Below are 10847 nucleotides of genomic sequence, written 5' to 3'. Positions count from 1 at the left end.
CCGTTCAAAAGCGAGGAGCGTAGGATCAAAGCGGCATCCGGGCCGCCTTTTCTTTGGATACTTTCTTTTGGCGGCACAAAAGAAAGTATCTCGGCTGTCGGGCCGAGACCCGACATTAAAACCAGCCGTCGCCGCAGCGACACAAATCCCTGTCCTCCCTACATTTTGTGGGTGGTGATCGCCAACTCGGCTTGCTGGTAATGCCGGTAACGCTGCCTGCCTGCCTGCTTACATTCTTCGCTGTTATCCAATATTTCCAGAATGCGTTCGGTCGGGGCCGTGGTCGGTGGGTAAAGACTCGACAGGTTGACGACGATTTTCTGCCAACCGTCCGGGATGTTTTCGCCGCCGATCAGGATGGTGTTGGTAAATTCCGGGATTTCACCGCGATAGATTTGATGTGGGATAAAACTGCCGGCCCGAAAGGTCCACAAGGCTTTATCGATTTGCTCGGCTTGCTCCGCCGAATCGGTCAGCACGTAAGGAAAATGGCCGCTGCGGTAGATTTTCTCGATGAGTTTGCAGGCAAAGTCCTGGCGTTGTTGCTGGTCGTGCGTCGTGAGCACGTAGAAGCTGACTTCGGGGAGCGCTGGCGAATGACTGGGTTCGGTCATGTCGTTTAAATTGTGCGTCTGAGGGTCGGGAAGTTATGCCGATGCGTGATTTAGGCTTTGTCGCTGTCACCCCTCTTTGAAAAAGAGGGGCAGGGGATATTTTCTAAATAAATCCCCCTTGATCCCCCTTTTTCAAAGGGGGAGGATACCTGCCCAAAGCGCATTGATTAAGCCGATGCGCGATTCAGCAAATATTGGCTTACCAATGGCACTGGGCGACCGGTTGCGCCTTTGTTGGCGCCGGTGCGCCAGGCGGTGCCGGCGATGTCGATATGCGCCCAGCGGTATTCTTCGGCAAATTTGGATAGAAATACCGCTGCGGTAATGCTGCCGCCGTCCGGGCCGCCGATGTTGGCCAGGTCAGCGAAGTTGGATTTCAATTGCTCCTGATATTCTTCCCATATCGGCATGCGCCACACCAAGTCGCAGGCGGTGTCGCCGGCGCTTAGTAAATCGTTGCAGAGTTTGTCGTCATTACCGAACAAGCCGCTGGGTACCCGGCCCAAGGCGACGATGACGGCGCCGGTTAAGGTTGCCATGTCGATCACGACGTCCGGGTTGTATTTTTTGGCATAGGTTAGCGTGTCGCACAAAATCAAACGGCCTTCGGCATCGGTGTTCAAGATTTCGATGGTTTTGCCGGACATGCTGGTCCAGATGTCGCCGGGTTTGTTGGCTGCGCCATCCGGCAGGTTTTCCGAGGCCGGAATCAGACCAACAATGTTCAGCTTCAGATTCAACGTTGTCGCCATGCGCATCAAACCTAACACGCTGGCCCCGCCGCACATATCGTATTTCATTTCGTCCATGCCTAGGCCGGGCTTCAAGGAAATGCCACCGGCGTCGAAAGTCAGGCCTTTGCCGATCAAAACGATAGGTTTGGCGTTGCTGTCGCCGCCTTGGTAATCCAGGCAAATCAATTTGGCCGGCTGGCGGCTGCCGCGCGATACGGACAAGAACGAGCCCATGCCCAGCGCTTCCATGTCGCTTTCTTCCAAAATCTCGCAATTCAGTTTGTCGTGTTCACCGGCCAGAGCCAAGGCTTGTTCGGCCAGATGCGTGGGCGTGCAGATATTGCCGGGCAGATCGGCCAAGTGTTTGGCCAATTCCATGCCTTTAGCAATAGCGATGCCTTGTTGCAGACCGGTTTCGGCCAAGGCTTTTTGGCTGTCGTCGGCAACGACGGCTAAGCGTTGCAGCGGGTTTTTGTCGTCGACTTTTTTGGTGGCGCTGTATTGGTACAAGCCGTCGTTAAATACCTCGACGACTTGGCGGGCTTTCCATTGGCTGTCCGCGCCGTTGACGTCTATATCCAGCAGAGCGGTGCTGGCGGCGCTGACTTTGCTATCCTTGACGGTTTTGATGGCTGCGGCCAAGGCTTTACGGTATTGCTTGCGGGTGACTTTGCCGCGCTCCCCGAAGCCGAGCAACACGATGCGGGCGATATTGCCGTCGGGCAGGTTATTAATCAGCAGGGTTTCGGCGTTTTTGCCCTTGATGTCGCCGCGGCCGATTAATTTAGTCAGCAAGCCGCCGAATAGGCTGTCCAGCTGGATTGCCGCCGGGCTGAGTTGTTGATTTTCGTAGATTCCGACCAGCAGACAGTCGCTTTGCAGTTTGTCTAAGGGTGAGCTTTCTATAGAATAGTCCATGAGAGTAGTCTGTAAGTGTCTGGGATTGAGGGTTTGCGCCGGGTGCAGCGGTCTGTGGTTCGATTATACCTTAGAAATTAGGAGTGAGTTGTTGAGCATTGAGCGAGGATTACCCAGCGCGGGCCGGCCTTTCCGGCTGTTTACGGTGCTGGATAAAATGATAATCAAGGAGCTGTTTCAGACGGTCACCGCCGTATTGGTGGTGTTGGTGGTGATCATCGTCAGCCGCAAATTTATCAAAGTGTTGGCGCAAGCTATCGAGGGCAATATCGCCAACGATACCGTAATGACCTTATTGGGTTTGAAAATCGTCGTCGCCACCACCACCTTCTTGCCGGCCGCGCTGTTCATGGCGGTGTTAATGGTGTTGGGCCGCATGTATCGTGAGCAGGAGATGGCGGCGATTTCGTCGGCCGGCGGCAGCGTGTTTACCATTTATCGGGCGATATTCATGCTGGTGGTACCGTTAAGTCTGGCGGGCATGGCGCTATCGATGCTGGCTTCGCCCTGGGCGGAGGCCAAAACCGAGCAGTTGATGCATCAGGATAAACAAAATGCCGATATTCGCGGCATCGCCGCCGGCCGCTTCAGCGAGTACAGCGACGGCGAGTTGATTTTTTACACCGAAAACGTAGATGACGAAGGCCGCATGCATAAGGTGTTTGTGCAAAACAAACAAGGCGAGAAAGCCGGCGTGGTGAATGCCGAATATGGCTGGCTGAAAAATCTGCCCGGCGGTTTGTATCTGGTGTTGGAAAATGGCGAGCGGATTCAAGGCGTACCGGGTAACAAGGATTTCACCATCGAGACGTTTAAAGAATATGCCGTGCTGATCGAAAAAAAGGTGACCATTTTGAATTTGGGCCGCGAGGCGACTACTACCGAAAATTTGTGGCTTTCGCCGGAATTGCGGGATGTCGCCGAGTTGCAAGATCGTTTCAGCACGCCGTTGGGGGTCATTTTATTGGCTTTTCTAGCGGTGCCCTTAGCCAAGCTGTCCCCGCGCGGCGGCATATACGGCAGTATGCTGGTGGCTTTTGGGATTTATTTCGTTTACGGCAATTTGCAACGGGTCAATCACAGTTGGGTGATCAGCGGGGCGTTACCGTCCTGGTTGGGATATTTCTGGGTGGATGCTTTATTACTGGTATTGGGTTTATTGATGTTGATGCGTTTGTACGGCTGGCAATGGTTGTCGCAAAGTCTTAAGGAGAAGCTGGCATGATCAACGTACTGACCATTTATATCGTCAAGGAAGTCGTCAAGGGTTCCTTGATTGCGGTGATATTGTTATTGACGCTGTTCAATCTGTTCAGTTTCAGTGATGAGTTAAAAGATTTGGGGCAAGGCGGTTACGGCTTGAAACAGATTTTGTGGTTTTTGACATTAACCTCACCACGGGTGTTTTACGAGTTGGTGCCGTCGGCGGCTTTGCTGGGTAGCTTGTTCGTGGTGGGCTCGATGGCGAATAATCGCGAAATTGTCGCTATGCGCGGCGCGGGTTTATCAATCGCCTGGATCATCAGAACCATTATGCTCGCGGGTTTGTTGCTGGTGACTGTTGCCGTGCTGGTGGGCGAATTCGTGGCGCCGTCATGCGAACGCGCTGCGCAAGTGCTGAAAACCACCGCACTGCACGACGGCGTAGTGATGCGTTCTCAATATGGCATGTGGCTGAGAGAGGGCAACAGCTTTATCAATGTACGGAAAATTCTCGATGACGGCTCGCTGGCCGACGTGCGGATTTACGATGTCGATGAGGCGCATAAACTCAGCCGCATCACGCAAGCCGAGCATGCGCAGTTTTTAGGCGATAAACAATGGCGTCTGGAAAGCGTCAAACAATCCGAAATCAATCGCCAGCAAATATTTGCCGGCACCCAAGCCGAACATGCGTGGAAATCCAGCATAGACTCGGATTTGTTGAAAGTGGCCGTAGTCAAATCCGACAATCTGTCGCTTTACGATTTGTTCATGTACATCGACTTCCTGAAACAGAACAATCAAAAATCGCAAATTTACGAGTTGGCATTCTGGAGCCGCTTGATCAACCCGTTTGTGACCTTTGTAATGTTGATGGTGTCGGCGCCATTCGTAATCGGTATTGGTCGCGGCACCAGTACCGGTGCGCGTATCATGATGGGCATCGTGATTGGGATGACCTTTAACATCTTCGACCGGATTGCCGGTCATGTCGGTTTGGTTTACGACATGAATCCCATGTTGATGGCGATGCTGCCGAGTGCCTTGGTATTTTTCGGCGCGGTGATTGCGGTTAGGCGGGTTAGCTAGGTGGTATTAGATGGCCCCTCTACGGAACGAAAAACGATTGCTTCCGTTCCGTGGAGAGTCGGCCGAACGTATGACGGCTGTTATTTGCGAGTCATGAACAAATAAAGAAATTTACATTTCAAAATTACATTTTTGTCGTCCATTTCCACCACAGCGCAATCTTCGTATTTTTCCCGGCCTGGCGTGATTTGTTTTTTGATCACACCATCAGCCACGCTATATTTGATCGGAATGGTCATTTCGCCAATCCCGCTACGCGCGTCTTCACCGGTGGTTATCAAGGTGCCGTCTTTTTGAAATTCCCACGTCACATGCAAGGGCTTCTTTTCGCGATCCAGTGCGAGCGCTTCGTGAGTGACCTGCCATTTGCCCAGCAACTTGGAATTGTCTTGCAGTTTGACCTCGGCACTGGCTGTGGACGTCGCAAATGCGGCAAACAGGGATAAAAGTATTGTTATTGTTTTCATTGTATGCTCCCGGCTGAGAGATTAATCGAGCGCCGAATATAGCATATCCGCTTTTGCCGTCAGCGCTTTTCTTCCTGAAAAACCAGACGGGTTTTAGACAGATAATCGTGCCAGCATTGGCCGTTTTTATCGAATAGACACCAGAAAAATCCCAGCCCCAAACAAGCCCAGGACAACAAGCCGCCAATGAAGCGGATGCCGGCTTGCCGCCAGTTGAGAGATTGGTCGTCCAGGGTGCTGACTTTGATTTTCCAGGCGCGCAAGCCCAGGGTTTGGCCGCCGTGGGTCCAAAACCAGCCGTAAAAAATAAAGCTGATGATCAGCAGATAGAGCGGATAAAAAAACTGATCGCTGGCGAATGCCTGGCCGGCGTTGAAGGGTAGAGCGATGGCCGTGGCGAAAAACCATATCGCCAGCAGTAAGAAGGCGTCGTAACCAGCAGCGGCCAGCCGACGCAAAAAACCCGGCGCGGACGGTGAATCCACGCCGGGTTTTGGGACGCTTGATTTAGCGGGTTGTCGCAATTATTTTTCGAAAATCGCCAGTTTTTGCCCCATGTACATGCTCATGCCCACCAGCGCGCCGATCATGACAATGGAAAACAGAAAGGGCGGTCTATGGAAAACCAACAACGCAAAATCGGCAACGAATAGACTAGTAAATACAGGCTGGTCTACGAAACCCAGTAAAATTTTTTTAAACATACGCTCCACACTCCGATATAAATTCCCCGCCGCCGGCCTAGGGGCGACAAGTACAGCCATTTTTATGTTATTACACCAAATATTCGGCGAATGGCGAAATTCTACATTTAACACAAGGGAATGTAAAAGAATGTGCTTGATTGAGCTTAAATCTGGCGAGGTGTTATGATAAGCCCGCTAGGACGTTCGCGCCCGAAGCCTCGAAAAATCTGGCAAACGTCATTCTAAAATAAGGGATAAAGTCATTTTTAGTTTCTTCAAAAAAATCTTTTCACCGGTTGAGCAAGTTGCCGAACCGGTCAATGAGTCGGCGGGGTCGAGTGCCGTGAAGATTTATCCGCGTTCAGAGCATTGCATTTCCCGTGCGCAAATCAGTGAAAATGCCCTGAAAGTATTGCAGCGCCTGAAAAAAGCCGATTACGAGGCCTATCTGGTGGGCGGCTGTGTCAGGGATTTGCTGTTGGGGCGGGAACCCAAGGATTTCGACGTAGCGACCAACGCCAGTCCGGAACAGATCAAGCAAGTATTTCGCAATTGCCGGATTATCGGCAGGCGCTTTCGCTTGGCACATGTGTTTTTCGGGCGTGAAATCATTGAGGTGGCGACCTTTCGTGGCTCGGAGTCGGAAGAGTCCGATCAGCAAGTCGTGCATGAAGACGGCCGCTTGTTGCGCGATAATGTGTTCGGCACGCTGGAACAAGATGTCTGGCGCCGAGATTTCACCGTCAACGCGCTGTATTACAACATCCGCGATTTTTCCGTGGTGGATTATACCGGCGGCATGCAAGACCATGCGGCGGCGGTGATGCGGCTGATCGGCGACCCGGAAGTGCGTTATCGGGAAGATCCGGTGCGGATGCTGCGGGCAATTCGTTTTGCCGTGAAGCTGGGTTTTACGCTGCATCCCGACACCGAAAAACCGATTTACGCCCAAGCCGATTTACTGAAGAGCATCCCGTCGGCGCGTCTTTACGATGAAGTCATTAAATTGTTTTTGTCCGGCTACGGCCTGCAAACCTTCGAGATGCTCAGACATTACGGCTTGTTTGCGATTTTGTTTCCGGATACCGACCGCTGTCTGGCCAGCGAAGACCAGGATTTTCCGCGCTTGTTTTTGATCAGGGCCTTGGAAAACTCCGACACCCGCTTCAACGACGGCAAAACCCTGACGCCTTATTTTTTACTGGCTGCGCTGTTGTGGGAGCCTTTGCAATTGGCTGCGCAAAGACGCATCGCCCACGGCGAAAACGAAACGCTGGCCTATCAAAACGCCGCCAACGAAGTGCTGACCAGACAAATCAAGATCACCGCGCTGCCCCGCCACATCACGCAATCCATGCGCGAAGTCTGGTTCTTGCAGAATAAGTTTTCCAGGACGGTCGGCCCACGGCCTTATCGTTTGCTGGAACAGCCAAAATTTAGGGCAGCTTACGATTTTTTACGGCTACGGGCAGAAACCGGCGGCGCCGATCCGGAGCTGGTCGAATGGTGGACTGGTTTTCAAGAAGCCGACGATGCGGAGCGGGAAAGAATGACCGCGCCGCCAAAATCCGGCGGCGGTAAATCCCGTAACCGTAAAACCGGCCGTTACCGTTCGCGAGGCAAGCCGGCTCCCATAGGCAATGACGCTAGCTAAGTCAGCTGTCGAAGCCTATATAGGCTTGGGCAGCAATCTCGAAGACTCCATCGACCATGTCAATCGGGCCAGGCTGGAAATCGTGGCCTTGCCGGACGTGACCGAAATTGCCTTCTCCCCCTTGTACCGCAGCACACCGGTCGGTCCACAAGATCAACCCGATTATGTCAACGCGGTGCTGCGAATTTCTACCGAGTTGGAGCCCCTGGCTTTGCTCAGACAATTACAGCAAATCGAAAACCAGCATGGCCGGCTGCGCAGCGTACGTTGGGGAGCAAGAACACTGGATTTGGATGTATTGCTTTACGCGCAAGAGATTATCAACGAACCGGACCTGATTGTGCCGCATCCCGAGTTGTACAGGCGCGCGTTTGTGTTGTACCCCTTGGCTGACGTAGCATGCAGCGATTTGCCGATTCCGGGGCTGGATTCGTTGTCGCAACTATTGGCAGCTTGTGCGCCCGACGGTTTGTGGAAAATAACTTCATGAGTTTATATGCTGATGCCTTAAAGACGCTGACTATCAGCGATCTGGCGGCGATGAAAAAAGCCGGCGAAAAAATCAGCTGTCTGACTGCTTACGACGCCAGTTTCGGCGCGCTGCTGGACCGGGCCGGCATCGATGTGCTGCTGATCGGCGATTCCTTGGGTATGGTGATTCAAGGGCATGGCAGTACCTTGCCGGTCACGGTGAATGATATGGTGTATCACAGTCGCAGCGTGGCAATGGCCAGAAAGCGAGCTTTTGTGGTTACCGATTTACCGTTTGCCAGTTATGCCACGCCGGAGCAGGCATTGCTGAATGCGGCAAGCTTGATGCAGGCCGGCGGTGCGCAAATGGTCAAGCTGGAAGGTGCCAAGATCGACGTCATTCGCTTTCTGGTTGATCAAGGCATTCCGGTCTGCGGCCATCTGGGTCTGTTGCCGCAATCGGTGAATCGCTTGGGCGGCTATAAGGTACAAGGCAGGGAAACGCAACAAGCCCGGCAAATCGTTGCGGATGCCGAAAAAATCGAACAAGCGGGCGCCGGTCTTTTGGTGCTGGAATGCGTGCCCGCCGAACTGGCCGCCGAAATCAGTCAGCGGCTGAGTATCCCGACCATTGGCATCGGCGCCGGAATCGATTGCGATGGTCAGGTGTTGGTGCTGTACGACATGTTGAATATCAGCACCGGCAAGCGGCCACGCTTTTCCAAAGACTTTATGGCCGATGCCTCCAGCATTGAAGAGGCCGTACAGCATTATCACCAAGCGGTTAAATCCGCGCAGTTTCCAGCTTCCGAACACAGTTATTAAGCTTATGGGGATCTCTAAAAATCCAGGAAACCGCCTGCTCCCTTTGGAAGAAGGCTGGGATGAGGGTGCTAAATCAGTAATTTTCCTCCTAGCCCTAGCTCTCTCACTGAGGGAGAGGGAATGTTTAGAGGTTTCCTTATGCAGATAGTCACCAGCGTCGCCGCGTTGAGAGAAGTAATCCGGCAATGGCGGCAAGCGGGGCTCAGCGTGGGTTTCGTGCCGACCATGGGCAATCTGCATGCCGGGCATATCAAACTGGTTAGCACGGCCAGACAGCAGGCCGATAAAGTGGTGGTCAGTATTTTCGTCAACCCCACTCAATTCGGACCGAACGAGGATTTTGCCAGTTACCCGCGTACCGAACAGCAGGATCAGGAAAAGCTGCTAGCAAGCGGTGCCGATTTGCTGTTCCTGCCGTCTGTAACCGAAATATATCCGCAAGCCACGCAAACCGGCATTTCGGTCAGCGGCTTGTCGGCCCTGCATTGCGGTGCCAACCGGCCCGGACATTTCGACGGTGTGGCATTGGTGGTTTGCAAGCTATTGAATATGGTACAGCCCGATCTGCTGCTGCTGGGGGAGAAGGATTTTCAACAGCTGACGCTGATTCGGCAAATGGTGGCGGATTTGAATATACCGGTTACCGTCCAAGGCGTGGCAACGGTTCGGGAAGATGACGGTCTGGCGATGAGTTCTCGCAATGGCTATTTATCCGAACAACAAAGACAGCAGGCGCCTAAGCTCTATCAAGCCTTGTGCGCAGCGCGCGATGATATTTTGGCAGGGTATGACGATTATCCGGCGGTGGCTGAACAGCAGCGGCAGAATCTGCAACAAGCCGGTTTTGCCGTCGATTATTTCAGTATCTGTCGTAGCGCGGATTTATTGCCTGCCTACGCTAGCGACTCTAATCTGCTGATTTTGGCTGCTGCCAGGCTGGGCAAGACGCGTCTAATCGATAACCTCTACTTTTCTAAAACAAGTATCTGACGTTACGGTTTTTTTGCCGGTAAAAGCTAATGCTTAAATTTGATAGCGCTTCCAATTTCAGGCATAATCGCCGGCCCTAGTATTCGACCTTGTTTACCATGAACATAAACATGCTTAAAGCTAAGTTACACCGTGCGCGGGTAACGCATTCCGAGCTGGATTACGAAGGATCGTGTGCTATAGACGGCAAAATTTTGGATTTTTCCGGGATTAGGGAATACGAGCAAATCCATATTTACAACATTAACAATGGTCAGCGCTTTACCACATACGCGATTCGCGCCGAAGAAGGCTCCGGTGTGTTTTCGATTAACGGCGCAGCTGCAAGGTTGGCGTGTCCTGGCGATTTGATTATCGTCTGTGCATTCGCTAGCCTAGATGAGAAGGAACTGAAGAACTACAAGCCGACTTTGGTGTATTTCGACGGCAACAATCATATTAGCCATTCCAGTCACTCCATTCCTGTTCAGGCCGCCTGATTTAAACAACCGCCGGTGACATCAGTCTCCGGCGGTTGTTTGCATTGTTAAGCTTCCGATACGTCGATTTCGCTGATCTTTTCGGTCAGCGTGATACTTTGTTCGATTGCCACCAATACTTTTTGCATGCCGATGCGTTTGTTGGCGTTGATCAATATCGGCGATTTGATTGAGCCTTTGATGGTCGGCTTGCCGTTGTCCTGCTCGTTGTCTTTGTGCAGCAGAATTAAAATCACCAACTCGTCGCCCGGCTCTATTTGCAGCAGTGCTTCTTCCGGATCAGTTACCGTAAAGTTGTAATTGATGTTGAAATTAGCCGGATGCGCCGCGGAAAAGGTTAGCTCCGCATTATCGACCGATTGCAGCCAAAAGACGATTTCACTGCCTTCCTGATGAAATAACTTAAAGCGGGTCTGATCTTCGAAACCGGGTAGGCCGCGCGGAAAATTGATGATAGTGTCCGGATTGATGTCTTGGTTGCCTAACAATTTCGATTGAATTTCCATAATCCCGCCCGTATTCGTTGAAGTCTAAGTTAACAGCATTAATCAATGCACCAATGTATAGCACGGAAAGGGGTATTTGCAATGCGGATTGTCGGTAACCGACCAGGTATTCTTGCTTTATCGCGCCCGACTCCATACAATTGCGCGCTTCTTTCAGGTGTTTGCGCCGTTTCTCGGCCAAGCTTAAACAGGAAGTCGGTGCGGCGGTTTT

13 protein-coding genes are annotated in these 10847 nt (G+C 52.2%); 7 read left to right on the top strand and 6 right to left on the bottom strand.

The features are described 5' to 3' along the window. Positions 1-158 precede the first annotated feature (158 nt). Together A1332_RS00970 and A1332_RS00965 are read right to left on the bottom strand one after the other, a co-directional pair. On the bottom strand, positions 159-614 hold the full coding sequence (locus A1332_RS00970; protein ID WP_064006721.1) for a DNA polymerase III subunit chi: 456 nt from the start codon (positions 612-614) through the stop codon (positions 159-161). A 167-nt stretch (positions 615-781) separates the two neighbouring features. Beyond that, positions 782-2266: a leucyl aminopeptidase gene (locus A1332_RS00965; protein ID WP_064006720.1), complete on the bottom strand. Its 1485-nt coding sequence runs from the start codon at positions 2264-2266 to the stop codon at positions 782-784. 91 nt (positions 2267-2357) lie between these two features. On the opposite strand from A1332_RS00965, the gene lptF reads away from it, so the two are divergent. Together lptF and lptG are read left to right on the top strand one after the other, a co-directional pair. Then, positions 2358-3491 (top strand): LPS export ABC transporter permease LptF, encoded by a 1134-nt coding sequence (gene lptF, locus A1332_RS00960; protein ID WP_064006719.1) that lies wholly within the window; start codon positions 2358-2360, stop codon positions 3489-3491. Beyond that, on the top strand, positions 3491-4558 hold the full coding sequence (gene lptG, locus A1332_RS00955) for an LPS export ABC transporter permease LptG (protein ID WP_064006723.1): 1068 nt from the start codon (positions 3491-3493) through the stop codon (positions 4556-4558). The genes lptF and lptG overlap by 1 nt, the downstream gene beginning before the upstream one ends. Positions 4559-4638: 80 nt before the next feature. On the opposite strand, the gene A1332_RS00950 is transcribed toward lptG, so the two are convergent. From A1332_RS00950 to A1332_RS00940, 3 genes are read right to left on the bottom strand one after another with little or no spacing between them, the layout of a single operon-like run. Then, a complete protein-coding gene (locus A1332_RS00950) occupies positions 4639-5025 on the bottom strand; it encodes a hypothetical protein (RefSeq protein ID WP_064006718.1) in 387 nt (128 codons plus the stop codon). Positions 5026-5084: 59 nt separating this feature from the next. Next, the gene (locus A1332_RS00945; protein ID WP_064006722.1) at positions 5085-5510 is read right to left on the bottom strand and encodes an RDD family protein; all 426 of its coding nucleotides are present in this window, start codon (positions 5508-5510) and stop codon (positions 5085-5087) included. 39 nt (positions 5511-5549) lie between these two features. Continuing rightward, on the bottom strand, positions 5550-5729 hold the full coding sequence (locus A1332_RS00940; protein WP_064006717.1) for a hypothetical protein: 180 nt from the start codon (positions 5727-5729) through the stop codon (positions 5550-5552). A 385-nt stretch (positions 5730-6114) separates the two neighbouring features. Here A1332_RS00940 and pcnB point away from each other — a divergent pair, with 385 nt between their 5' ends. The 5 genes from pcnB to panD all read left to right on the top strand — a co-directional run bounded on the left by pcnB (position 6115) and on the right by panD (position 10130). Further along, positions 6115-7365, top strand: a complete 1251-nt coding sequence (gene pcnB / locus A1332_RS00935; RefSeq protein ID WP_419865978.1) for a polynucleotide adenylyltransferase PcnB — start codon at positions 6115-6117, stop codon at positions 7363-7365. Next, positions 7352-7855 carry a 2-amino-4-hydroxy-6-hydroxymethyldihydropteridine diphosphokinase gene (gene folK, locus A1332_RS00930; RefSeq protein WP_064006715.1) on the top strand — a complete coding sequence of 168 codons (504 nt, stop codon included), beginning with the start codon at positions 7352-7354 and terminating at the stop codon, positions 7853-7855. The genes pcnB and folK overlap by 14 nt, the downstream gene beginning before the upstream one ends. Next, entirely contained in the window at positions 7852-8661 is an 810-nt protein-coding gene (panB, locus tag A1332_RS00925; protein WP_064006714.1) for a 3-methyl-2-oxobutanoate hydroxymethyltransferase, read from the top strand. The genes folK and panB overlap by 4 nt, the downstream gene beginning before the upstream one ends. A gap of 138 nt (positions 8662-8799) precedes the next feature. Beyond that, complete coding sequence (gene panC / locus A1332_RS00920) at positions 8800-9651, top strand: pantoate--beta-alanine ligase (RefSeq protein ID WP_064006713.1); 852 nt, start codon at positions 8800-8802, stop codon at positions 9649-9651. A 98-nt stretch (positions 9652-9749) separates the two neighbouring features. Beyond that, complete coding sequence (panD, locus tag A1332_RS00915) at positions 9750-10130, top strand: aspartate 1-decarboxylase (protein WP_020483844.1); 381 nt, start codon at positions 9750-9752, stop codon at positions 10128-10130. A 47-nt stretch (positions 10131-10177) separates the two neighbouring features. Here panD and fliW read toward each other — a convergent pair whose 3' ends face one another. After that, positions 10178-10636, bottom strand: a complete 459-nt coding sequence (fliW, locus tag A1332_RS00910) for a flagellar assembly protein FliW (protein WP_064006712.1) — start codon at positions 10634-10636, stop codon at positions 10178-10180. Positions 10637-10847: the final 211 nt, after the last annotated feature.

The sequence above is a fragment of the Methylomonas methanica genome (assembly GCF_001644035.1).
GTDB classification, from domain to species: domain Bacteria; phylum Pseudomonadota; class Gammaproteobacteria; order Methylococcales; family Methylomonadaceae; genus Methylomonas; species Methylomonas methanica_A.
The sequence above is the reverse complement of the archived record's forward strand: the minus strand, read 5'-3'. Positions and strand labels throughout refer to the sequence as shown.

Bases quoted from the DNA above. Each gene is read 5' to 3' on its own strand.
- A1332_RS00940 (WP_064006717.1), bottom strand. From the start codon at position 5,729: ATGTTTAAAAAAATTTTACTGGGTTTCGTAGACCAGCCTGTATTTACT.
- A1332_RS00950 (WP_064006718.1), bottom strand. From the start codon at position 5,025: ATGAAAACAATAACAATACTTTTATCCCTGTTTGCCGCATTTGCGACG.
- A1332_RS00965 (WP_064006720.1), bottom strand. From the start codon at position 2,266: ATGGACTATTCTATAGAAAGCTCACCCTTAGACAAACTGCAAAGCGAC.
- folK (WP_064006715.1), top strand. From the start codon at position 7,352: ATGACGCTAGCTAAGTCAGCTGTCGAAGCCTATATAGGCTTGGGCAGC.
- panB (WP_064006714.1), top strand. From the start codon at position 7,852: ATGAGTTTATATGCTGATGCCTTAAAGACGCTGACTATCAGCGATCTG.
- fliW (WP_064006712.1), bottom strand. From the start codon at position 10,636: ATGGAAATTCAATCGAAATTGTTAGGCAACCAAGACATCAATCCGGAC.
- panD (WP_020483844.1), top strand. From the start codon at position 9,750: ATGAACATAAACATGCTTAAAGCTAAGTTACACCGTGCGCGGGTAACG.
- A1332_RS00970 (WP_064006721.1), bottom strand. From the start codon at position 614: ATGACCGAACCCAGTCATTCGCCAGCGCTCCCCGAAGTCAGCTTCTAC.
- panC (WP_064006713.1), top strand. From the start codon at position 8,800: ATGCAGATAGTCACCAGCGTCGCCGCGTTGAGAGAAGTAATCCGGCAA.